Source organism: Tateyamaria sp. 7Alg 36, assembly GCF_059882455.1.
Genome location: NZ_CM187613.1, coordinates 1,168,357 through 1,189,159, shown reverse-complemented (window position 1 = coordinate 1,189,159; position 20,803 = coordinate 1,168,357). Strand labels below are relative to the sequence as shown.

The following is a 20,803-nucleotide window of genomic DNA, read 5'->3' as shown; positions in this document are numbered from 1 at the left end:
TGGCTTGACTTGGCCCATTCCTGAGTGAAGGAGTCGGATAAGTCAACCTGACAAATTTAGTCGGATAAGGGGCGGCGGGCGTGCGCCGATAATTCGGGCAGTCGCGGCATCGTGTTTTTGGCATATAGATAGATGGGAGGGAGCGGCCCAAAACCGCGCAGGAAACGCCGCGTGCGGGGCATGTGCCCCGTGCGCGTCTCAACACTTATCTCTATAAAGGAAAAGTGGTGGGCGACCCTGGAATCGAACCAGGCGTGCGTCTCCGCGAGGGAGTTACAGTCCCCTGCCACACCTTGCGGCCTGTCGCCCACTGCGCCATTAGGGCATAAGACCCGATCTGGCGTGAGCGCGTGACTAACGCCACGCCCTTGAAGGGTCAAGGCAGAAATTGGCCCGAGTTTCTAATGAATACGGCCACGACGAGGTTCCTATGAAAAAACCCAAATGGGTCGTCCAGAAAGAGCAGGCGAAAAAAGCGGATGCAGCCACCACTGTATGGCTGTTCGGGCTGCATGCGGTGCGCGATGCGCTGATGAACCCCAAGCGCGAGAAATTGCAGCTTATCGTAACCCTGAACGCGCAAGCCAAGCTGGCCGACGCGATTGAGGCGGCGGGAATCACACCTGATGTGGTCGATGCGCGCAAATTCTCGGCCCCCCTTGATCCCGGGTCGGTCCATCAGGGCGCTGCACTTGAGGTGAAGCCATTGGAATGGGGCAGTCTGGCCGATGTGGCCATCGGGGCGGAACATCCGCGTCTGATCCTGCTGGACCGCGTTACCGATCCGCACAATGTCGGCGCGATTCTCCGCTCGGCCGAGGTGTTGGGCGCGTCCGCCGTGATCGGCATGCGCCATCACGCGGCCCCCGAAACCGGTGCGCTGGCCAAAACCGCCTCGGGCGCGCTGGAACGGCAACCTTATGTGCGCGTGCGCAATCTGGCCGATGCCATCGTCGAATTGCAGGGCATGGGCTATCTGGTCCTCGGGCTGGATGGAGAGGCCGAAGACACCATCGAATCCACCCTTGCGGGTCAAAAAGACCGCCCCGTCGCGCTCGTGCTTGGTGCAGAAGGGCCGGGCCTGCGGCAGAAAACCAAGGAAACCTGCGACAAGCTGGTGCGCATTGACGCAGCGGCCGGATTCGGATCGCTCAACGTCTCAAATGCGGCGGCGATTGCCCTATATGCATCCAAGGATCATGCATAAGGGGGCCATCCCATCGCTACACCGACGAAAATCGCGACCTGCTGTTATTGCGGCACGCGGGCGGCACTGGTCCTGACCGGATCGGTCCGCCACGAGCTGTCCTGCTCAAGCTGTGGTGCGCCGCTACGCGATCTCAAGATGATTCCCGCGCGTGCGGGCGGGGACAAGACGCCCCGCCGCACCGCGCAGCGCCCGCAGCCCAAGGTCAAAGCGCCCAAGCGCAAACCGAAAAAGCTTAAACGCAGGCTGGCGCGCTGGTCGGACATGTTCGAGGACGCGTTCGAGTTGATCGAGGACATCTTTGACTGACCTTCGCGCATCCCTGCTGTGCGGAAACTTGCCTATGCCGCTTAAGCATTCATTCACGGAATTGAGAGATGCTCTTTTTTATCGACGTGGAGGTCTTATGTCGTGTCATGAACCGCAGGCCTGGAACTCCTGTGGAAATTCACTGTCCCTCGTTCCATACCTTTACGCCCCTTTCGCTTTGCGATCGGGGCGTTTTTTTGTCAGCCTATCCTTAGAACAAGGATAACGCCGTGACAGAAACCTATAGTGACCCGCATCTGAAACAGGTTCTGGCTCGCACCAAGTCGGTGGCGGTGGTCGGTGTGTCGTCCAATCCGGTGCGCCCCAGCTATTTCGTGGCGCGCTATCTGATGCTCAAGGGGTTCACCATCTATCCAGTCAATCCGGTCTATGCGGGCCAGACCCTGTTCGGCAACACGGTGGTGGCCAGCCTGTCGGACCTTGCCACGCCGGTGGATATGGTCGACATCTTCCGCCGCTCGGACGCGGTTCCCGAGATCGTGGACGAGGCGCTGGCCGTCCTGCCCAAGCTGCAAACCATCTGGATGCAGATCGGAGTCACTCACGCCGCCGCCGCGCAAAAGGCCCGCGACCACGGGATCACGGTGATTCAGGATCGCTGCCCCAAGATCGAATACCAGCGCCTGTTCGGCGAATTGCGCATGGGCGGGTTCAACACCGGAATCATCTCTTCCAAGCTCTGACCCCGCCATAGAATGCAAAAAAACCCGCGCCTTTCAGCGCGGGTTTCATCATTGTGCTGGGGCGCGCAGATCAGTTCACGCGCGTCCATGTCTGTTTCTTACAGAATGGGCCGACACAGCCGGACACGTTCAGAACGTTGCCGTTCAACTGCATCTTGGACTTGAACTCTTTGCCCGTGGATGGCTGCCAGATCTTGCCAGAGCTATAGGTGCCGTCGCCTGCCGGAACCATATCCCAGACCAGCCGCTTGCCGACATTCTTGGTCTGGATCGGGCCGCTTGCGTCGAACGCCTTGGCGATCTTGCCGCAGATTTTCGCGCCACAGGTGGACATGGCGACATGGGCATAAGCGCCATCATCGACTTCGGTCTTCCACGTGCCCTCGACCGGATCGGCAAAAGCCGCACCGCCCAGAACGGCCATGGCCGCTGCAATCATCAGGTGTTTCATGTTTGTCTCTCCTCCGCTGTGGCACGACTGTGCGCGATAGGCCGCGATCAAATCAACAATGACGCAAGGTCGCGTTGCAAAAAGAGCCGCAAGGTGCCAAACCGCGCGCGAACAGTGAAAAAGGCGACCGACCCATGATCCTATACCCTGCCATTGACCTCAAAGACGGGCAGGCAGTGCGCCTGGTACACGGCGACATGGACCGCGCCACGGTATTCAACGACGACCCCGCCGCACAGGCGCGCGCTTTTGTGGACGCGGGCTGCGAATGGTTGCATCTGGTGGACCTCAACGGCGCGTTCGCCGGCACCCCTGTCAACGCCGCACCGGTTGAGGCGATCCTCAAAGCCTGCCCCGTGCCTGCCCAATTGGGCGGCGGCATCCGCGACATGGCGACGATCGAGATGTGGCTCGACAAGGGGTTGGAGCGGGTGATCCTTGGCACCGTCGCTGTGGAAAACCCCGATCTGGTGCGCGAAGCGGCCCGCGCCTTCCCCGGCCATGTGGCTGTGGGCATCGACGCGCGCGGCGGCAAGGTCGCAACCAAGGGTTGGGCGACAGAGACGGATGTGGACGGCACCGATCTGGCGAAATCCTTCGAGGACGCAGGTGTAGCCGCCATCATCTACACCGACATCAACCGCGATGGCGCCATGGGTGGCCCCAATGTGGAGGCGACGAAGGCCTTGGCCAAAGCGGTCAGCATTCCCGTGATCGCTTCGGGTGGCGTGTCCTCGCTGGCTGATCTTAACGCACTCAAAGATACCGGCGTGATCGCAGGGGCCATTTCGGGCCGCGCGCTTTATGACGGTGCGATTGACCTCGCCGCCGCCTTGCAAGCCCTCAAATCCTAAGGCGCTACTGCGCCGCCCCGTCGGTAAACTTCGCCAACGCGCCCGCCATGGTTTTGAGGTAGGGCGCGTCGGCTGACACACCGCCCAAGCGCGCCAGCATCGCGTCGGGGTCTTTATAGGCGATCATCGTCGCCCCCGTCGCATCCTCGTACACCAGTACTTTCAGCGGCAAAAACAGCCCCGCCACCGGATCATCCTTGATCGCTGGCGTACCGACTTTGGGACTGCCAAAAATCACCAGTTGCGACGCCCCCACATCTTCCCCGACAGATGCCGCGCCTGCGCCGTGATCCACACGCGCAAACACTGTCAATCCTGCCGCTTCTATCGCCGTGACCAGCGCCTCTGCCGTTGCATCCACATTCGCCACAGCCGCCTTGCGCACAATCCCGTTGTCCCCCGCAACCGCAGCCCCCGCCAGCGCCATTACCACGCCGAATACCATCAAAATCCGCATCGAACCCCTCCCGCCAGTTTCGCGTCGATCAGACACGATCCCCCACGTCCGCACCATAAAACTCTGCGTGACCACCGCCCCTCCTTCTCTGTTCCCAAAAATCCCGGGGTGAGGCCGCAGGCCGAGGGGCAGAGCCCCTTTCCTAACCCCGCAAACCGCTCTATCAGAACAGCATGTTGAAAACCCGTATCATTCCCTGCCTTGATGTCGCCGACGGTCGTGTCGTCAAAGGTGTGAACTTTGTCGATCTCATCGACGCCGGCGATCCGGTCGAGGCCGCGCGCGCCTATGATGCTGCTGGCGCGGACGAGCTGTGCTTTCTCGACATTCACGCCACGCATGAAAACCGTGGCACCATGTTCGATCTTGTGCGCCGCACGGCGGAACAGTGCTTTATCCCGCTGACCGTGGGCGGGGGCGTGCGCACGGTTGCGGATGTGCGGGCCTTGCTGCTTGCAGGGGCGGACAAGGTGTCCTTCAACTCGGCCGCTGTGGCTGATCCGGATGTACTGGCCCGCGCGGCGGACCAGTTCGGCAGTCAGTGCATCGTTTGTGCCATTGACGCCAAGACGGTCGAACCCGGACGCTGGGAAATCTTCACCCATGGTGGGCGCAAGCCGACGGGCATCGACGCGGTCGAGTTTGCGCGCACCGCCGCCGCAAAAGGCGCGGGCGAGATTCTGTTGACCTCCATGGATCGTGACGGCACGCGCGCGGGCTTCAACCTGCCGCTGACGCGGGCCATTTCGGACGCGGTGTCGATCCCCGTGATTGCGTCGGGCGGCGTTGGTACCCTTGACCATCTGGTGGATGGTGTGACCGAAGGTGGGGCCTCTGCGGTGCTCGCGGCATCGATCTTCCACTTTGGCGACTTCACTATTGCCGAGGCCAAGGCGCATATGGCCGCCGCCGGTATCCCGATGAGGCTGACCTGACATGACACTCGACGATCTTTTCGCCACCATCACCGCCCGCAAGGGCGCGGATCCCGACACAAGCTGGACGGCAAAACTGCTTTCCAAAGGGCCGGAAAAATGTGCCGAGAAGTTTGGCGAAGAGGCGGTCGAGGCCATCATCGAAGCGGTCAAGGGCGACCGCGACGGCCTGACGGGCGAGGCGGCGGACGTGCTCTATCACCTGCTGGTCATGCTGGCCGCACGCGACGTCGATCTGGCCGATGTGATGGCCGAACTGGCCCGCCGCCAAGGCACCTCCGGCATTGCCGAGAAAGCTGCGCGCGGCTGAACTGCCTGTTGCTTGTGCGCTTGGCGCAGAATGGCCTGAAAACTAGTCAAAGACTGGTTGTTTGCGCATGACAAACGTCTTAACAATTGCTGCAACTGCACAATACTGCCCCGAAGGGAACCCTCGCCAGATGCCTGATTTCCAGAAAATCCTTATCGCGAACCGTGGCGAAATCGCCATCCGCATCATGCGCGCCGCCAACGAGATGGGCAAGAAAACGGTCGCCGTTTTCGCCGAGGAGGACAAGCTGGGCCTGCACCGCTTTAAGGCGGATGAGGCATATCGCATTGGCGAAGGGCTGGGACCGGTTGCGGCCTATCTGTCCATCGACGAAATGATCCGTGTCGCCCGCGAAAGCGGTGCGGATGCGATCCACCCTGGTTACGGTCTGCTGTCGGAAAACCCCGATTTTGTAGATGCGTGCGAAAAGAACGGGATCACCTTTATCGGCCCGCGCGCCGAAACCATGCGCGCCCTCGGCGACAAGGCCAGCGCGCGCCGCGTCGCGATTGAGGCAGGCGTGCCTGTCATTCCGGCCACCGAAGTGCTCGGCGACGACATGAAGGCGATCAAGGCCGAGGCGAATGAGGTCGGCTATCCGTTGATGCTCAAGGCGTCATGGGGCGGCGGCGGGCGCGGTATGCGCCCCATCATGTCCGAATCCGAGGTCGAGGAGAAAGTCCTTGAAGGGCGGCGCGAGGCCGAAGCGGCCTTTGGCAACGGCGAGGGTTATCTGGAAAAGATGATCCTCAAAGCGCGCCATGTCGAAGTGCAGATTCTGGGCGACAAACATGGCGGCATGTACCACCTGTTCGAACGCGACTGTTCGGTGCAGCGCCGCAACCAGAAAGTGGTTGAGCGCGCCCCCGCGCCTTACCTGTCCGAAGAACAGCGCGCCGAGATTTGCGAGCTTGGCTATAAAATCTGTAAACACGTGAATTACGAATGTGCGGGCACCGTCGAGTTCCTGATGGATATGGACGACGGCAAGTTCTACTTCATCGAGGTGAACCCCCGCGTGCAGGTCGAACACACCGTGACCGAGGAAGTCACCGGCATCGACATCGTACAGGCCCAGATACTGATTGCCGAAGGCAAGACCATCGCCGAGGCCACTGGCAAGCCGTTGCAAGACGATGTTGTGCTGACTGGCCACGCACTGCAAACACGGATCACCACAGAAGATCCGCAAAACAACTTCATCCCCGACTATGGCCGCATTACTGCCTATCGCGAGGCGACCGGCATGGGCATCCGCCTTGATGGCGGCACGGCTTATGCGGGCGGGGTGATCACGCGCTACTACGACAGCTTGCTGACCAAAGTGACGGCCAAGGCACCGACACCGGAAATGGCGATCGCCCGTATGGACCGCGCCCTGCGTGAATTCCGTATCCGCGGCGTGTCCACCAACATCGCCTTTGTCGAGAACTTGCTGAAACACCCCACATTCCTCGACAACACCTACCACACCAAGTTCATCGACGAGACGCCGGACCTGTTCCAGTTCAAAAAGCGTCGCGACCGTGGCACCAAGGTGCTGACCTATATCGCGGACATCACCGTGAACGGGCACCCCGAGGTCAAGGACCGTCCGCGCCCGCGCGCCGATCTGAAACAGCCCAAGCCGCCGGTTCTGCAGGCCGATCCGGCCCACACAATGGGCACGCGTAACCTGCTGGAACAAAAGGGCCCGCAGGCCGTGGCCGATTGGATGAAGGCGCAACAACAACTGCTGATCACCGACACCACCATGCGCGACGGGCACCAGTCGCTGCTGGCCACGCGGATGCGCAGCCATGACATGATCAAGGTTGCACCCGCCTATGCCGCCAACCTGCCGCAACTGTTCTCGGTCGAATGCTGGGGCGGGGCGACGTTCGATGTGGCCTACCGTTTCTTGCAGGAATGCCCATGGCAGCGCCTGCGCGATCTGCGCGAACGCATGCCCAACCTGATGACACAGATGTTGCTGCGCGGTGCCAACGGGGTCGGCTACACCAACTATCCCGACAACGTGGTGCAGGAATTTGTACGTGTTGCCGCCAACACGGGCGTCGATGTGTTCCGCGTGTTCGACAGTCTCAACTGGGTGGAGAACATGCGCGTCGCGATGGACGCGGTGATCGAGAATGACAAAATCTGCGAAGGCACGATTTGTTATACAGGGGACATCCTGAACCCTGATCGCGCCAAATACGACCTGAAATACTATGTCGATATGGCCAACCAGTTAAAAGACGCGGGCGCCCATGTGCTTGGCCTCAAGGACATGGCTGGCGTGATGAAACCCGCCGCCGCGCGGGTGCTGGTCAAGGCGCTCAAGCAAGAGGTCGGTCTGCCGATCCACTTCCACACCCACGACACCGCCGGTATCGCCTGTGCCACCATTCTGGCGGCTGCCGAGGCGGGCGTGGACGCGGTCGATTGCGCCATGGACGCGCTGTCGGGCAACACCAGCCAAGCCACACTGGGATCTGTTGTCGAGGCGCTGCAAGGCAGCGACCGTGACACCGGCCTGAGCATCGACGCAGTGCGCGATATTTCGGACTACTGGGAATCGGTGCGCGGCCACTATGCCGCCTTCGAATCCGGCATGCAGGCCCCCAGTTCCGAGGTCTACCTGCACGAAATGCCCGGTGGCCAGTTCACCAACCTCAAGGCGCAGGCCCGCAGCCTTGGCCTTGAAGAACGCTGGCACGAAGTGGCGCGCACCTATGCGGATGTGAACGACATGTTCGGTGATATCGTTAAGGTCACGCCGTCTTCCAAAGTGGTCGGGGACATGGCGCTGATGATGGTGTCGCAGGGCCTCACACGGGACGAGGTCGAAGACCCCGCCAAGGACGTTGCCTTCCCCGACAGCGTGGTCGACATGATGCGCGGCAACCTCGGCCAGCCTCCGGGCGGCTTCCCGACAGCGATCCAGTCGAAAATCCTGAAAGGCGAAAAGCCAAGCCTGACTCGTCCCGGCGCGGATGTGCCTGCGGTGGATTTCGACGCCGTGCGCGCCGATCTGAGCGCGCAGCTGGAAGGGCACGATGTCGATGACGAGGATCTGTCTGGCTATCTGATGTATCCCAAGGTCTTCCTTGACTACATGGGCCGCCACCGCACCTACGGACCTGTTCGCGTGCTGCCGACCAAGACGTTCTTCTACGGTATGGAGCCCGGCGAGGAGATCGCCGCCGAGATCGACCCTGGCAAGACGCTGGAAATCCGTCTGCAAGCAGTGGGCGAGACGAACGAAGACGGTGAGGCGAAGGTATTCTTTGAACTGAACGGCCAGCCCCGCGTGATCCGCGTGCCTAACCGCATGGTTAAATCCAGCACCGTCCAGCGTCCCAAAGCCGAAGTCGGCAACGCCAACCACATCGGCGCACCAATGCCGGGTGTCGTGGCGTCGGTCGGCGTGCAAGTCGGTCAGGAAGTCAGCGAAGGCGACCTGCTGTTGACCATAGAAGCGATGAAGATGGAAACCGGCATCCACGCCGAGCGTGACGCAGTGGTCAAAGCCGTGCACGTCGCCGCAGGTGGCCAGATCGATGCGAAGGACTTGCTGGTCGAGTTCGAGTGACGATTAAGCGTTAACGCTTGTCAGAACTGTTAACCATTGGTTAACCTTCGCGTGGAGGTTGGCCAATGGGGCGGCTCAAAATGATCATAGTGTTAGGGTTGTTCGGGGTATCTGCCCTCAACGCCCTTATCGACGACGTAAAGACGTCAACTAGATCGCAACCGACTTCTGCTCCAATGACGGTTGAAAAACCGACATCCGTTACACGGCTCGCGAACGACCCTGACAAATTGGAGATGATGAACGACCTTGTTCAACCCGCGGCGTTGACGACGGGCGTGGACATTCCTGACGGCGCAGCGCGGGAATATGTGTTCGTTACGGGTAGCCGCGTGAACCTTCGGTCCGGTCCAAGCGTGTCGAACAATCGCATCGGTGCGTTTGATCGGGGTACGAAGCTCATTGTTTTTGAGAGGCAGGCGGGCTGGACCAGAGTAGGCGGGTCGGCTTCCAACGGGTCGATCACTGGATGGATGTCCAGCGACTATCTTTCGGCGCGTCAGCCCAAGGCAGTCGTTGTAAGCGCGCCAAAGCCTGTAAGGACGGTGGCTGTGCCATCCAACAAAGAGATTACAGCCGCCCGGTCCGCTCTTATCGCTCAAAGCTTGGCGGTTTATCCCGGCAATTGTCCGTGCCCCTATAACCGTGATCGCGCTGGCCGCTCGTGCGGAAAGCGCAGTGCTTGGTCCAAGCCCGGGGGATATGCGCCACTATGTTATGAAAGTGACGTGACACGGTCACATCTTGCTGCCTACTTCAAAAGAATGGGCCGCCAATTCCCCTAAGATTGACCGGCCCACGCCCTCGCCGCGGTACAGGCAGAGCGCGGCATTTGGCTCTTGCCACGGATACCCCACTGGATGAGTGTTGCCGCACTGACATCTGAGTGGACCGCGCCATGACCCAGCCCACAGCACGTGCCGCATGGATTGCGGTGTCGGCCATGTTCATCCTGAACGGGGCGCTTTACGGGATTTGGGCCAGCCGCATTCCGGCGATGGCTGTGCGCCATGATCTTGATGCGGCGGATCTGGGCTGGTTGTTGCTGTTGCTGGCGGGCGGGGCGATTGCGGCCTTTCCACTGGCGGGGCGGTTTGCGGACCGTCTGGGCGCGGCGCGCATCACTTTGGCGGTCGCGGTGGCTTATACTGCTGCGCTGGCGGTGACGGCGCTTGCACCGGGTGTGGCGACCCTTGCCGTTGCGTTGGCCCTGTTCGGCGCGACCCATGGCGCGATGGACGTGGCGATGAACACTTGGGCGGGCGAGGCCGAGGCCTATATCGCGCGCCCTGTCATGTCGTCCTTTCATGCGATGTTCAGCCTTGGCGCGGGGCTGGGTGCGGCAAGCGGATTTGCCGCCGAACAGTGGGGCATCGGTATCGCGCCGCACTTCATCGGTGCAGGCATTGCGGTGGCGGTGGTGACGCTGGCGCTTGCGCGCATCCGCTGGCAGTCGTCGCGCCGGGCGAGCCTGTCGGGCACGTCGCTGTTCCCCTTGCCACGTGGGCCGCTGGTCGCCGTGGGGTTGATCGCCTTTTGCACCTCGATGGGCGAGGGTGCGATGGTGGACTGGAGCGCACTTCTGCTGATCGAAACGGCGCAGGTGACACCGGCGCGGGCTGCCCTTGGGTATTCGGTGTTTTCGGTGGCCATGGTCATCACGCGTTTGCTGGGCGATCAGGCGACGCGGCTTTATGGGCCGACGCCGACCGCGCGCGGGGCAGGGGCCATTGCGACACTTGGCGCGCTCTGCGCTGTGGCCTCGGCCAGCTATGGCATCACGCTCACCGGCTTTGCGTTGATGGGGGTGGGGTATGCGGTGATCATGCCGCTGGCGTTCTCGCGTGCGGCGCGCGATCCGCACCTGCCGCCTGGCACGGCCATCGCGTCGGTGTCGACGCTCGGCTATGGCGGGCTGCTGCTGGGGCCGCCGCTGATCGGTTTTGTTGCCCATGCCACGACGCTGCGCACGGGCTTTGCTGTTCTGGCAGTGCTCGCGGCCTTGATTATCGTACTGGCGGGGGCGGTGCGGGCGCAGGTGCGCTAAGCGCTTGCACATGGTGCGGCGCATGACCAAGACTGGGGGCATGAAACTTGCCTCTGTCTCTCTCATCGTGCCGGATTATGACGCTGCCATCGCATTTTACTGCGGGCAGATGGGGTTCGAACTGGTTGCCGATGTGGATCAGGGCCGCAAACGCTGGGTCGAGGTGCGACCCGAGGGCGGCGGTCCGTCCTTTGTGCTGGCCCGCGCAGAAGGCGACGCGCAGACCCGCGCAATCGGGGATCAAGGGGCAGGGCGCGTCTGGCTGTTTTTGGAAACCGACGACTTTGAACGCGATCATGCGCAGCTCACCGCCGCCGGTGTCACCTTTGAGGAAACCCCACGCTTCGAGCCTTACGGCACAGTCGCCGTGTTCCGCGACCTGTTCGGCAATCGCTGGGATCTGATCCAGCGGCGGTGATTTGTCGAGGATCGGGTTGCCATTGCGATACAACCCTCGCTAGCGTTGTCCCAGTTGCAAAATGTCGCAAAGGATATCGCCATGAGTACCGAGGTTACGTCGATTTATGCCGTCTGTCTGGTCATCCTGTTCCTGACGCTTAGTGCGCGGGTGATCATCTACCGGCGGGCCAACCGGATCGGTCTGGGCGATCAGGGGGATGCGGCACTGCTCAAGCGCATGCGCGCCCATGCCAACTGCGCCGAATATGCACCGTTCGGGCTGTTGCTGCTGTTGCTGGTGGAACAGCAGGCGGGCCTTGGCTGGGTGCATGTGCTGGGTCTGTTGTTGCTGTCGGGGCGGATCGCCCATGCTATCGGGTTTTCGCGCTATCCGCAGATTCTCCAACTGCGCGTGGCGGGGATGGTAGCCACGCTGGCTATGTTCGTGCTGTCGGGGTTCATCCTGCTGGTGGGGGCGCTGTCCTGAGCGTTTGATGGCTGGCCGGACGGCGCAAAACCCTTTGTTTGCGCCTGTATTCGGCCCCTGCCGCGGGCATGAAAAAAGAAGTTTCAATTTTTTTGCGAAAGGGGCGATTTTGCTCTTGCAGCGCGCGGCAGGTAAAAGTATTCCACGCCTCACCAAAGGAAGCGGGCGTAGCTCAGGGGTAGAGCATAACCTTGCCAAGGTTAGGGTCGGGCGTTCGAATCGCCTCGCCCGCTCCAATTTGGTCCTGCATACCCAGCAGGAAACAGAGGCCGCCCAGTGGGCGGCCTTTCTGCTTTTACGGGTATCTCTACGTATGTGATCTGGCCTGAGTTGCAGGGCAGGGGCGTCGGGCGGGCCTGCGCGCGGCATATCGCGTTGCCTGCCTAAAAAATGGTCACGCACCCAAAATACGGTCGGGCAAAAGAAAACGCGCCCGGCAGAGGGGCGCGTTTTCCTTAGCAGCAGTTTAGAAAGAGATTAGGCGGCTTCTGCCTGTTGCGCAGCATTACGACGCTCGGATTCTTCGCGGCTCAGCGCGACCGAGGTGCGCACACCTTTGCCAACAAAGTCCATCAAACCTTGGACAACCCGTTCGTTCGGGTCGATACCCGCACAGCTCAACACTTCGCGACCATCACGCGACCGTGCCCAGCGGGCGATTTGCTCAGGACCATTGCCATATTTCTTGTCATCAGCGATGGCATCATCAAGCGCAGCCAATACGACAGCTGCAAACAATTTACGCGCACGATTGCCTTGTTCGTTATTGAAGGCTGTGCCGTCAACGAAGTCTTTCATTCGTCGTCCTTTCTTTTCTTATTGCTCTTGTCTTTTTCGGCGTGAGGCTGCTTATGAACTATCCGGTTCGATTCGGATACAGCGGATTTGCATGGCACGTATGCGTCTGCTGCATGGCTCTCTGCGGTTGCAGCACTCGATTTGGTTGTCTTGCATGCGTCCCATACGCCAGATATAGGCTGCGACATCTTATCATCAACCTTTTGCCACGGTTTTGCCACATGCCCAAAATTAACGGAAACGAGATTCGGCCCGGAAACGTGCTGGAACATAACGGAGGCCTCTGGGCCGCGGTCAAGGTCGACCACGTCAAGCCTGGCAAGGGCGGTGCCTTTGCTCAGGTCGAGATGCGCAACCTGCGCAACGGGTCGAAACTCAACGAACGCTTCCGCAGCGCCGACAAGGTGGAAAAGGTGCGTCTTGAGCAGAAAGACCAGCAGTTCCTGTATGAAAACGACGGGATGCTGGTGTTCATGGACACCGACACCTACGAACAGATCGAACTGCCAGCGGAAATCCTGGGCGAACGCCGCCCCTTCCTCCAGGACGGCATGACCATCGTTGTCGAATTCAATGACACAGAGGCGTTGAACGCGACCCTGCCACAGAAAGTCGTGTGCAAGATCGTCGAGACAGAGCCTGTCGTCAAAGGCCAGACGGCTGCGAACTCGTTCAAGCCTGCGGTTCTGGACAACGGGATCAAGGTCATGGTGCCACCTTTCGTCGGTCAGGACGAAGAAATTGTTGTGAACACCGAGACCATGGAATATTCCGAGCGCGCCTAAGCGGCACAGCGAAGAAACACTTGCCCTCCCTCGGGCAATTGAAGCGGCGTCGGATTTCGGTCCGGCGCCGTTTTTGCGTGTGGGTTCAGGCGTCGCTGGGGGCGGTGGCACCGGCCCACGTGACAGTCGCATCGCCTGCCTGCATCGGCCCCGTGGCGCGGTCAAAGCGCAGATAGGCGATGGCGAGGTCGCCCGCACGGCTTAGCAGCGTGCCAGCCGCCTTGCCGTCGGCGGTGATGGGCGTGCCAGTGTCGGCAGCGCCCGTGACTGCCACCTGCACCAGTCCTTTGCGCAGGGTGGTCTTGTGCTTCATCCGTGCAGTCACTTCCTGCCCGACATAACAGCCTTTCTTGAAATCCACGCCATGCAGCGCCTCGAAGCCCGCCTCAAGGATGAACGTGTCTGGGGTCAGCTCGATCCCCGTTTCGGGGATCACGTGGGCCACGCGCAGCGCGGTCCAGTCGGTGGTGTCGTCCGTCTGCGGCGTGTCCCGATAGGCGCGCCAACCCATGGCGTCGTGGCGCGGGTCCGCAAAGCCGTCTGGCGGTATGTCGCCAACCCCGCGATGCACGAACAAGTCCGCATCGGCAATCGCTACATCGGCCCGTAGCTTGTACATGCCAAGGCGGGCGCGCAGCATTTCGGCCTGTTCTGCATCCGCATCCAGCAACACATCATCCCCCGCAGCCGACAGAAAGAAATCCGCCATATACTTGCCCTGCGGTGTCAACAGCGCGGCATAGACAACGCCCGCGTCGATCCGGTCGACATTATTGGTGACCAACCCCTGCAGGAAGCTGCGTGTGTCGGCCCCTGTCAGTCGGAAAATATGACGCTGCGACATGTGACGTTCCTTTTTCAATCTTCTCAGGTCATATAACAGTCTGCTGCACCGGAAAAAGGGGGCGCGCGTGCCTGCACCACTCTCTGTCATCATCCCGACCCTGAACGCGCAGCATGTGCTGCCCGATTGCCTCTCTGCGTTGATGGAGGGGCTGGAGGCCGGATTGATCACCGAACTGGTGGTCGCTGATGGCGGATCGCAGGACGAGACACGCGCCATTGCCGATGCGTGGGGGGCCAACATCCTGACCGTACTGCCCAGCCGTGGCGGGCAGTTACGCGCAGGCTGCGCCGCGGCGCGGGGCGCGTGGTTTCTGGTGCTGCACGCGGACACGGTGCTGCAACCCGGATGGACCCAAGCCGTGGGCGGGCACTTGCGCAGTGGCAAGGCGGGGTATTTCCGTCTGAAATTCGACAAGGGCGGGCGGTTCGTGGCGGCATGGGCCAACCTGCGCGCGCGGCTGTTCGGGCTGCCTTATGGCGATCAAGGGCTGCTACTGACGCGCACGGCCTATGACAGGGCAGGCGGCTATCCCGACATTCCGTTGATGGAGGACGTGGCCATGGCCCGCGCCCTCAAGGGGCAGCTTGTGGCGCTGGATGCGGTGGCGGTGACCAGTGGCGCGAAATACCGTGCTGGTGGCTGGCTGCGCCGCGGTGCGCGCAACCTGTGGACGCTGGCGCGCTATTTCGCAGGTGTGGACCCTGAGGTTCTGGCCCGCCAGTACCGCCGCTAGGCAGGCGCCGCTTTCGGGCGTCCTAGCCCATCAACCGCGCCCTGATCCGCGCAAGGAAACCAAGGCTGGCCGTGGTTTCATCCTGCACATCCTTGCGCAGGAAGCGCGAGCGGTCGCGGTCAATCACGGTTTTGCCGTCCTTGAACTGAAGGCGGTACAGATCGGCATAAATGCCACCGCGCTCAAGCAGTTCTTCGTGAGTGCCCATATCCATGACCTCGCCGCGGTCCATGACGATGATCCGATCCGCGCCGCGAATGGTGGACAGACGGTGCGCGATGACCAGCGTTGTACGCCCCGAGGACAGACGGTCCAGCGCGTCCTGCACCACCTGTTCGGATTGCGCATCAAGGGCCGAGGTCGCCTCGTCCAGCAGCAGCACAGGCGTGTCACGCAGCAAGGCGCGCGCGATGACCACGCGCTGGCGTTGCCCGCCCGACAGGGCAGAGCCGCGCGGCCCCACATGGGTCTCAAGCCCGTTGGGCAGCTTGTCGAGGAAGTCGGTGACATGGGCCGCATCAAGGGCCGCCTTCAGGCGGTCGTCGGGCACATCGGTGCGTCCCAGCAGGATGTTCTCGCGCAGGGTCTCGTCAAACAGCAGCGCCTCTTGGGTCACGACGGAATAGAGGCTGCGCAGATCGTCCAGGTCCATGTCCGTTGTCGGTACACCGCCAATCCGCACGGACCCTTCCTGCGGGTCCACAAGCCGTGTGAGCAGGTTGAAAATCGATGACTTGCCCGCGCCCGAAGCACCAACCAGCGCCGTCGTCTCGCCCGGACGGGCAATCAACGACAGGTTCTTGAGCACCCGCGTGTCGCCATAGGACAGGGATACATTTTCAAGCGCGATCTCAGGCACGCCCGTGGGCGGCGACAGCGGCTTTGCGGGCGAGGACAGCGCAATCGGCGCATCCAGCAATTCCTTGATCCGCTCGATCGACGCCGCCGCGGCCTGCCATAGACCGGAAATCGCCCCAAGCCGTCGCATCGGGTCAAAGGCAAATCCCATGGCGGTAAAGAAAGTCATGAACTCGCCAATGGTCTTTTCACCGGAAATAATCTCGGACCCGCCATAAAGGATCACAGCCATGAACCCGACGCCCGAGATGATGTCGATCATCGCCGGAATGGCGGCACTGCCAAAGGCGGTCTTGGTCTCGGTCTTGACGAAACGGTTGGTCAGGGTGCGGTACTGCGCCGCCTGATAGCGTTCCAGCGCGTTCAGCTTGACCTGCACGATGCCGTGGAACACCTCGTCCAGACGGGTGGACAGGTTCGCGCCCAGATCGCGGGATTTGCGCGCTTGGCGACGTACATAGGACTGCGCAGTCGCTGCAGGAAGAACCAGCACCGGAATGCCGATACAAGCCATCAGCGCCCAGACCGGATCGACACTGATCGCAACGCCCAGCAGGACAATCAGCCCCAAAAGGTCACGCCCCGCGCCAGTGATGATCGCACGCCAGACATCGCCCACCGCGCCCACATCGTTCTGCACCCGCTGGATCAGGAAACCGGGCGGGTGCACCTGATGAAAGGCCCCGTCTTGCAACATGATCCGGTCCAGCAGATCCATGCGCAGCGCCGCACTGGTCTTGAGCGCGACACGCGTCAGCAGCAGCTTTTGCACCACCGAGGAGGACGCGCGCACCACAAACAACAGCACCACAAACAGGCCGACCCAGATCAGCATGCCGCCATTGCCCTCGACAAACACATCGTCGAACATCGGCTGCATCAGATAGCTGAGCGCGCCCAGCATCGATCCTTCGACCAGCATAAAGAACACGGCCACCGCCATGATAACGGTGTGCTTTTTCAGATAAGCGTGCCACAGCCAGCGCAGCAAAGGGCCGGACGGGGCATTGGGTGTGTCAGGAGAAGGGGAAGAGGTCACGCGTGGCAATCAAGCGACCGTGGGGGTCGCGCTCCGATGGTTTACCTAGATGGGTGGTGTAGCCTGCGCGCGCGGTTTCGGCAAGCGTCGTAGGCAATTGACGCCGCGCCGCAGCCCGCTAGGGTCGCGGTGAAATCCCCGCAGCGGAGAGCGTTATGCCCAAGCCCCCCATCGCCAGTTTTGGCCGCGACTACCTTGCCATCCCCGGTCCCTCGGTGATGCCCGACGCTGTGCTGAACGCCATGCACCGTCCCGCGCCCAATATCTATGCAGGCGAGATTGTCGATATCGCGGCAAGCCTTGTGCCCGACCTCAAGAAAGTGGCCCGCACTGACGGATATGTGGCCATGTATATCGGCAACGGCCACGCCGCGTGGGAGGCCGCATTGGCCAACACCGTCGCCCCGGGCGACACGGTGCTGGTCCCTGCAACGGGCCGCTTTGGCCATGGCTGGGGCGATGTGGCAACCGGCCTCGGGGCCGAGGTCGAGGTGCTGGACTTTGGCAAGCGCACGCCCATGGACATGGACCGCATCGCGGAAACCCTGCGCGCCGACAAAGGCCACAAGATCAAGGCCGTGCTCGCCGTGCATGTCGATACGTCTTCGTCGATTCGCAACGACATCGCCGCCCTGCGCGCCACGCTCGATGCCGCAGGGCACCCCGCCTTGCTGATGGCGGACTGTATCGCCTCGCTTGGCTGTGACGTGTTCGAGATGGACGCATGGGGTGTCGATGTGATGGTCGCAGGCTGTCAGAAGGGGCTGATGGTGCCACCCGGCATGTGCTTTGTCTTCTTTAACGACAAGGCCGCGGCAGTGCGCGCCAAGATGCCCCGCGTCAGCCGCTATTGGGACTGGACACCGCGCGCCAATCCGCAGGAATTCTATATGTACTGGAACGGGACCGCGCCGACGCACCACCTTTACGGGCTGCGTGCCGCGCTGGATATTCTGCACGGTGAAGGGATCGAAGCGGTGTGGAAACGTCACGCCCTTCTGGCCCGCGCCATCTGGGCCGCCTGCACCGAATGGGGCCGCGAGGGCCCGCTCGAGCTGAACGTCGCCGACCCCGCCCACCGCAGCACTGCCGTCACAGCGCTGCGCATCGGCACGCCTCATGGCACGGCGCTCAGGGACTGGGTGGATCACAATCTCGGCCTCACGCTCGGCATTGGCCTCGGCATGGCCGATCCCGGTGATCCTGCATGGCACGGCTTCTTCCGGTTGGGGCATATGGGTCATGTGAACGGCCAGATGGTGATGGGCATGCTCGGCGGCATCCAGACGGGCTTGACCGCACTGGACATCCCGCACGGATCAGGGGCGCTTGACGCTGCCGCCCGTACCATCGCCGCAGGCTAGGCGCTGCGTCCCTTCTTCTCTGTTCCAAAAAAATCTCGGGGGAGTCCCGAAGGGACGGGGGCTGGCCCCCGATGCCCTTACCAATTCTTTCCACGCCGGATCGCTGCCGCGCGCCGCGCTTCGGCCCAGACCTTGCCGCGTGCAATCAGGTGGTTGACGCCTAGGCCCAGCAGAACGGCCGCCACCAGCCCCCAGATCGCCCAGATTACGACCAACACCCACGTGATGTTGACCCCGAACATGGCGATGCAGGCGGTGGTATAGTTGGGCGCACGGCCCACAGGTTTGTTGATCATGGCAGGCTCGCGAAAGACGAACAGACTGCCGTGAAGTATAGCGCGCGATTTGCGTCTGTCAGCCGGCTTGCGCATCCTTGATCGCATCCGGAAGGGCGGCGGCGAAGGCATCAAGCTCTTTGCCCGTACCGCAACTGACACGGATGCAGCGGTCTTGGGGGGCAACAAAGGGCATGCGCACAAAAATGCCCTGCGCAATCAGCCCGCCCAGAACTGCCTTGGCAAAAGCTCCATCCCGCCCGCAATCAATGGTCACGAAATTGGTGGCCGAGGGCAGGGGGACCAGACCGTTTTCCTGCGCGATGGCGGCGATGCGGTCGCGGGCGTCGCCGATCTTGCCCAATACCTGCGCCAGATAGGCCTGATCAACCAAAGCGGCCAGCGCACCGGCCTGTGCGGCGCGGTTCAGACCGAAATGGTTGCGCACCTTGTTGAACGCGTCGATCAGCGGGGCCGCGCCGATGCCATATCCGACCCGCGCACCCGCCATGCCGTAGGCCTTGGAAAATGTGCGCATGCGGATCACGCGGGGATCGTCTGCCGGAATGTCCGGTGCGGTGCCATGGGGCGCGCAGTCGATATAGGCCTCGTCCAGAACCAGCAGCGTGCCGTTGGGCAGGTCGTCGAGTACGGCGAGCAGATGCGCGCCGTCATGCCATGTGCCCATCGGGTTGTCGGGATTGGCCAGATAGACCAGTTTGGCATCCACCTCGGCGGCCCTTTTGAACAGGGCGCGGGGGTCTTCGTGATCACCGCTATAGGGCACTTTGTGCAAGGTGCCGCCAAAGCCCGCCACGTGGTAGTTGAACGTGGGATAGGCCCCGTCGGACGTGACCACCGCATCGCCTGCGCCTACGAACAGCCGCACGAGATAGCCCAAGAGCCCATCGATGCCTTCGCCCACGATGATGTTCTGCGGCGTGATGCCGTGATGCGCAGCAAGGGCGGCACGCAGATCGAAACTTTCGGGATCGCCGTAGTTCCAGATATCCGCCTCGGCCATCGCCTTGATCGCCAGCGGGCTGGGGCCAAAGCCGCTTTCATTCGCGCCAAGCCGCGCCACGAACGGCGCGCCACGGCTGCGTTCCTGCGTCTCGGGGCCGACAAATGGCACGGTGGAGGGCAGCGAGGCGGCAAGCGGGGTCAGGCGAAGATTTGTCATGGCGCTGACGTACTCCGCACGCAGGCAAACGGCAAGGATTTGCATGCGACCCCCGTGTCCCCTATATTGAGAACGGTTCGCAACTGGAGGGTTGGAAATGGCCAAGATGACGCGTCGCGGGTTCCTTGCAACGGCGGCTGCAGCTGTCACTGTGCGCAGTGTACCGACACTGGCAGTGCGCAGCAGTTCGGGCCGTCGCATCCTGACGCTGGTCTACGACAAGGGGCTCGGCATGATGCGCGCGGTGGAACGGGTCGTTCCCTGATCCCCGAAATGCCGCAAGGTTTTGCTGGCCGCGGGCGGCACAATACGCTCTGACTTCTGCAAACAGAGGAAAGAGAGAGCCATGACCGATCCCGCCCGCGTGTCCGTGACCTATGAAAATCACATCGCCCATGTCCGCCTGACTCGGCCCGACAAGATGAACGCGGTCGATCAGGCGATGATCGACGCGGTGATCGCTGCGGGCAATGAAGTGGCGGCAAGCGATGCGCGGGTCTGCGTGATCTCGGGCGAGGGCAAGGGGTTCTGCGCCGGTATCGACATCACCAGCCTTGGCGCGATGGTGGGCAAAGATCCCAACGATCTGCTGATGCCGCGCACCCATGGCGCGGGCACCACCAACCAGTGGCAAGAGGTCGCGATGGTCTGGACCCGTTGCCCGATGCCGGTCATCGCGGCGGTGCATGGCGTGTGTTTCGGCGCGGGGCTTCAACTGGCCCTCGGCGCTGACATCCGCATTGCGTCGCCGGACGCCAAGTTTGCGGTGATGGAGATGAAATGGGGCATCGTGCCGGACATGGGGGGCATGGTCTTGCTGCCGCGCCTTGTGCGCGGGGATGTGCTGCGCCGCCTGACCTATACGGCCGAGCCGGTCGGGGCCGCGCAGGCCGAGGGCTGGGGGATAGTCACTGAACTGGCCCACGACCCGCTGGCGGCGGCCATGGCGCTGGCCGCGGTGCTGGCGAAAAAGTCGCCCTCTGGCTTGCGGGCCGCGAAGGCGCTGATCGCCTATGCCGAGAGCCATAGCGCCGACGATGTATTGCTGGAAGAAAGCCGCCTTCAAGCCGGATTGATCGGCAAGCCGGACCAGATGGAGGTGGTCGCCGCCACCTTCCAGAAGCGCGATCCTGTGTTCAAATAGGCATGCGTTTTGGGGTGGGTGGAGCATTTTCGGACAGCGC

General features: G+C 62.0%; 23 protein-coding genes and 2 tRNA genes. 17 read left to right on the top strand and 8 right to left on the bottom strand.

Features of this window, described 5'->3' with window-relative positions; genetic code table 11:
* Window positions 1–225: 225 nt before the first annotated feature.
* Window positions 226–309, bottom strand: a tRNA-Tyr gene (locus tag AC6GQJ_RS05715).
* Window positions 310–430: 121 nt separating this feature from the next.
* Between AC6GQJ_RS05715 and rlmB the strand changes: the two genes are divergently transcribed.
* From rlmB to AC6GQJ_RS05700, 3 genes are all read left to right on the top strand, one after another.
* The gene (gene rlmB, locus AC6GQJ_RS05710) at window positions 431–1,207 is read left to right on the top strand and encodes a 23S rRNA (guanosine(2251)-2'-O)-methyltransferase RlmB (protein WP_500772640.1); all 777 of its coding nucleotides are present in this window, start codon (window positions 431–433) and stop codon (window positions 1,205–1,207) included.
* A gap of 12 nt (window positions 1,208–1,219) precedes the next feature.
* Window positions 1,220–1,516, top strand: coding sequence for a hypothetical protein (locus AC6GQJ_RS05705; protein WP_500773817.1), 297 nt, complete (start codon window positions 1,220–1,222; stop codon window positions 1,514–1,516).
* A gap of 230 nt (window positions 1,517–1,746) precedes the next feature.
* On the top strand, window positions 1,747–2,220 hold the full coding sequence (locus AC6GQJ_RS05700) for a CoA-binding protein (RefSeq protein ID WP_500772638.1): 474 nt from the start codon (window positions 1,747–1,749) through the stop codon (window positions 2,218–2,220).
* A gap of 70 nt (window positions 2,221–2,290) precedes the next feature.
* Here AC6GQJ_RS05700 and AC6GQJ_RS05695 read toward each other — a convergent pair whose 3' ends face one another.
* Entirely contained in the window at window positions 2,291–2,671 is a 381-nt protein-coding gene (locus AC6GQJ_RS05695; protein WP_500772636.1) for a DUF2147 domain-containing protein, read from the bottom strand.
* Window positions 2,672–2,805: 134 nt separating this feature from the next.
* Here AC6GQJ_RS05695 and hisA point away from each other — a divergent pair, with 134 nt between their 5' ends.
* Window positions 2,806–3,525, top strand: a complete 720-nt coding sequence (gene hisA, locus AC6GQJ_RS05690) for a 1-(5-phosphoribosyl)-5-[(5-phosphoribosylamino)methylideneamino]imidazole-4-carboxamide isomerase (protein ID WP_500772634.1) — start codon at window positions 2,806–2,808, stop codon at window positions 3,523–3,525.
* Between the two features lie 4 nt (window positions 3,526–3,529).
* Here hisA and AC6GQJ_RS05685 read toward each other — a convergent pair whose 3' ends face one another.
* Window positions 3,530–3,982, bottom strand: coding sequence for a DUF302 domain-containing protein (locus tag AC6GQJ_RS05685; RefSeq protein ID WP_500772632.1), 453 nt, complete (start codon window positions 3,980–3,982; stop codon window positions 3,530–3,532).
* Between the two features lie 173 nt (window positions 3,983–4,155).
* On the opposite strand from AC6GQJ_RS05685, the gene hisF reads away from it, so the two are divergent.
* The 8 genes from hisF to AC6GQJ_RS05645 all read left to right on the top strand — a co-directional run bounded on the left by hisF (window position 4,156) and on the right by AC6GQJ_RS05645 (window position 11,973).
* A complete protein-coding gene (hisF, locus tag AC6GQJ_RS05680; RefSeq protein ID WP_500772630.1) occupies window positions 4,156–4,917 on the top strand; it encodes an imidazole glycerol phosphate synthase subunit HisF in 762 nt (253 codons plus the stop codon).
* Between the two features lies 1 nt (window position 4,918).
* The gene (locus AC6GQJ_RS05675) at window positions 4,919–5,227 is read left to right on the top strand and encodes a phosphoribosyl-ATP diphosphatase (protein WP_500772628.1); all 309 of its coding nucleotides are present in this window, start codon (window positions 4,919–4,921) and stop codon (window positions 5,225–5,227) included.
* A gap of 130 nt (window positions 5,228–5,357) precedes the next feature.
* Window positions 5,358–8,804: a pyruvate carboxylase gene (gene pyc, locus AC6GQJ_RS05670; RefSeq protein ID WP_500772626.1), complete on the top strand. Its 3,447-nt coding sequence runs from the start codon at window positions 5,358–5,360 to the stop codon at window positions 8,802–8,804.
* 65 nt (window positions 8,805–8,869) lie between these two features.
* Window positions 8,870–9,589 (top strand): SH3 domain-containing protein, encoded by a 720-nt coding sequence (locus AC6GQJ_RS05665; RefSeq protein ID WP_500772624.1) that lies wholly within the window; start codon window positions 8,870–8,872, stop codon window positions 9,587–9,589.
* A 113-nt stretch (window positions 9,590–9,702) separates the two neighbouring features.
* A complete protein-coding gene (locus AC6GQJ_RS05660; RefSeq protein WP_500772622.1) occupies window positions 9,703–10,851 on the top strand; it encodes an MFS transporter in 1,149 nt (382 codons plus the stop codon).
* 22 nt (window positions 10,852–10,873) lie between these two features.
* On the top strand, window positions 10,874–11,269 hold the full coding sequence (locus tag AC6GQJ_RS05655; protein WP_500772620.1) for a VOC family protein: 396 nt from the start codon (window positions 10,874–10,876) through the stop codon (window positions 11,267–11,269).
* An 81-nt stretch (window positions 11,270–11,350) separates the two neighbouring features.
* Complete coding sequence (locus tag AC6GQJ_RS05650; RefSeq protein ID WP_500772618.1) at window positions 11,351–11,737, top strand: MAPEG family protein; 387 nt, start codon at window positions 11,351–11,353, stop codon at window positions 11,735–11,737.
* Between the two features lie 161 nt (window positions 11,738–11,898).
* Window positions 11,899–11,973, top strand: a tRNA-Gly gene (locus AC6GQJ_RS05645).
* A gap of 241 nt (window positions 11,974–12,214) precedes the next feature.
* On the opposite strand, the gene AC6GQJ_RS05640 is transcribed toward AC6GQJ_RS05645, so the two are convergent.
* The gene (locus AC6GQJ_RS05640; RefSeq protein WP_413821080.1) at window positions 12,215–12,535 is read right to left on the bottom strand and encodes a DUF6280 family protein; all 321 of its coding nucleotides are present in this window, start codon (window positions 12,533–12,535) and stop codon (window positions 12,215–12,217) included.
* A 221-nt stretch (window positions 12,536–12,756) separates the two neighbouring features.
* Between AC6GQJ_RS05640 and efp the strand changes: the two genes are divergently transcribed.
* Window positions 12,757–13,320: an elongation factor P gene (gene efp, locus AC6GQJ_RS05635; RefSeq protein WP_500772616.1), complete on the top strand. Its 564-nt coding sequence runs from the start codon at window positions 12,757–12,759 to the stop codon at window positions 13,318–13,320.
* Between the two features lie 85 nt (window positions 13,321–13,405).
* Here efp and ygfZ read toward each other — a convergent pair whose 3' ends face one another.
* Window positions 13,406–14,164 (bottom strand): CAF17-like 4Fe-4S cluster assembly/insertion protein YgfZ, encoded by a 759-nt coding sequence (gene ygfZ, locus AC6GQJ_RS05630; RefSeq protein ID WP_500772614.1) that lies wholly within the window; start codon window positions 14,162–14,164, stop codon window positions 13,406–13,408.
* Between the two features lie 67 nt (window positions 14,165–14,231).
* Between ygfZ and AC6GQJ_RS05625 the strand changes: the two genes are divergently transcribed.
* Window positions 14,232–14,900 carry a TIGR04283 family arsenosugar biosynthesis glycosyltransferase gene (locus AC6GQJ_RS05625; protein ID WP_500772612.1) on the top strand — a complete coding sequence of 223 codons (669 nt, stop codon included), beginning with the start codon at window positions 14,232–14,234 and terminating at the stop codon, window positions 14,898–14,900.
* A gap of 22 nt (window positions 14,901–14,922) precedes the next feature.
* Here AC6GQJ_RS05625 and AC6GQJ_RS05620 read toward each other — a convergent pair whose 3' ends face one another.
* A complete protein-coding gene (locus AC6GQJ_RS05620; RefSeq protein ID WP_500772610.1) occupies window positions 14,923–16,797 on the bottom strand; it encodes an ABC transporter ATP-binding protein in 1,875 nt (624 codons plus the stop codon).
* A 155-nt stretch (window positions 16,798–16,952) separates the two neighbouring features.
* Here AC6GQJ_RS05620 and AC6GQJ_RS05615 point away from each other — a divergent pair, with 155 nt between their 5' ends.
* Complete coding sequence (locus tag AC6GQJ_RS05615) at window positions 16,953–18,161, top strand: pyridoxal-phosphate-dependent aminotransferase family protein (RefSeq protein ID WP_500772608.1); 1,209 nt, start codon at window positions 16,953–16,955, stop codon at window positions 18,159–18,161.
* 77 nt (window positions 18,162–18,238) lie between these two features.
* On the opposite strand, the gene AC6GQJ_RS05610 is transcribed toward AC6GQJ_RS05615, so the two are convergent.
* Both AC6GQJ_RS05610 and AC6GQJ_RS05605 read right to left on the bottom strand, forming a co-directional pair.
* Entirely contained in the window at window positions 18,239–18,457 is a 219-nt protein-coding gene (locus AC6GQJ_RS05610) for a hypothetical protein (protein WP_500772606.1), read from the bottom strand.
* A gap of 58 nt (window positions 18,458–18,515) precedes the next feature.
* Complete coding sequence (locus tag AC6GQJ_RS05605) at window positions 18,516–19,619, bottom strand: pyridoxal phosphate-dependent aminotransferase (protein ID WP_500772604.1); 1,104 nt, start codon at window positions 19,617–19,619, stop codon at window positions 18,516–18,518.
* 97 nt (window positions 19,620–19,716) lie between these two features.
* Here AC6GQJ_RS05605 and AC6GQJ_RS05600 point away from each other — a divergent pair, with 97 nt between their 5' ends.
* Both AC6GQJ_RS05600 and AC6GQJ_RS05595 read left to right on the top strand, forming a co-directional pair.
* On the top strand, window positions 19,717–19,884 hold the full coding sequence (locus AC6GQJ_RS05600; protein WP_500772602.1) for a Tat pathway signal protein: 168 nt from the start codon (window positions 19,717–19,719) through the stop codon (window positions 19,882–19,884).
* An 81-nt stretch (window positions 19,885–19,965) separates the two neighbouring features.
* On the top strand, window positions 19,966–20,763 hold the full coding sequence (locus tag AC6GQJ_RS05595) for a crotonase/enoyl-CoA hydratase family protein (RefSeq protein ID WP_500772600.1): 798 nt from the start codon (window positions 19,966–19,968) through the stop codon (window positions 20,761–20,763).
* Window positions 20,764–20,803 lie beyond the last annotated feature (40 nt).

Excerpts from the sequence above, each read along its gene's own strand:
- rlmB (WP_500772640.1), top strand. The coding sequence starts at position 431 with ATGAAAAAACCCAAATGGGTCGTCCAGAAAGAGCAGGCGAAAAAAGCG.
- AC6GQJ_RS05695 (WP_500772636.1), bottom strand. The coding sequence starts at position 2,671 with ATGAAACACCTGATGATTGCAGCGGCCATGGCCGTTCTGGGCGGTGCG.
- hisA (WP_500772634.1), top strand. The coding sequence starts at position 2,806 with ATGATCCTATACCCTGCCATTGACCTCAAAGACGGGCAGGCAGTGCGC.
- AC6GQJ_RS05685 (WP_500772632.1), bottom strand. The coding sequence starts at position 3,982 with ATGCGGATTTTGATGGTATTCGGCGTGGTAATGGCGCTGGCGGGGGCT.
- hisF (WP_500772630.1), top strand. The coding sequence starts at position 4,156 with ATGTTGAAAACCCGTATCATTCCCTGCCTTGATGTCGCCGACGGTCGT.
- AC6GQJ_RS05675 (WP_500772628.1), top strand. The coding sequence starts at position 4,919 with ATGACACTCGACGATCTTTTCGCCACCATCACCGCCCGCAAGGGCGCG.
- pyc (WP_500772626.1), top strand. The coding sequence starts at position 5,358 with ATGCCTGATTTCCAGAAAATCCTTATCGCGAACCGTGGCGAAATCGCC.
- AC6GQJ_RS05665 (WP_500772624.1), top strand. The coding sequence starts at position 8,870 with ATGGGGCGGCTCAAAATGATCATAGTGTTAGGGTTGTTCGGGGTATCT.
- AC6GQJ_RS05660 (WP_500772622.1), top strand. The coding sequence starts at position 9,703 with ATGACCCAGCCCACAGCACGTGCCGCATGGATTGCGGTGTCGGCCATG.
- AC6GQJ_RS05655 (WP_500772620.1), top strand. The coding sequence starts at position 10,874 with ATGACCAAGACTGGGGGCATGAAACTTGCCTCTGTCTCTCTCATCGTG.
- AC6GQJ_RS05650 (WP_500772618.1), top strand. The coding sequence starts at position 11,351 with ATGAGTACCGAGGTTACGTCGATTTATGCCGTCTGTCTGGTCATCCTG.
- AC6GQJ_RS05640 (WP_413821080.1), bottom strand. The coding sequence starts at position 12,535 with ATGAAAGACTTCGTTGACGGCACAGCCTTCAATAACGAACAAGGCAAT.
- efp (WP_500772616.1), top strand. The coding sequence starts at position 12,757 with ATGCCCAAAATTAACGGAAACGAGATTCGGCCCGGAAACGTGCTGGAA.
- ygfZ (WP_500772614.1), bottom strand. The coding sequence starts at position 14,164 with ATGTCGCAGCGTCATATTTTCCGACTGACAGGGGCCGACACACGCAGC.
- AC6GQJ_RS05615 (WP_500772608.1), top strand. The coding sequence starts at position 16,953 with ATGCCCAAGCCCCCCATCGCCAGTTTTGGCCGCGACTACCTTGCCATC.
- AC6GQJ_RS05610 (WP_500772606.1), bottom strand. The coding sequence starts at position 18,457 with ATGATCAACAAACCTGTGGGCCGTGCGCCCAACTATACCACCGCCTGC.
- AC6GQJ_RS05605 (WP_500772604.1), bottom strand. The coding sequence starts at position 19,619 with ATGACAAATCTTCGCCTGACCCCGCTTGCCGCCTCGCTGCCCTCCACC.
- AC6GQJ_RS05600 (WP_500772602.1), top strand. The coding sequence starts at position 19,717 with ATGGCCAAGATGACGCGTCGCGGGTTCCTTGCAACGGCGGCTGCAGCT.
- AC6GQJ_RS05595 (WP_500772600.1), top strand. The coding sequence starts at position 19,966 with ATGACCGATCCCGCCCGCGTGTCCGTGACCTATGAAAATCACATCGCC.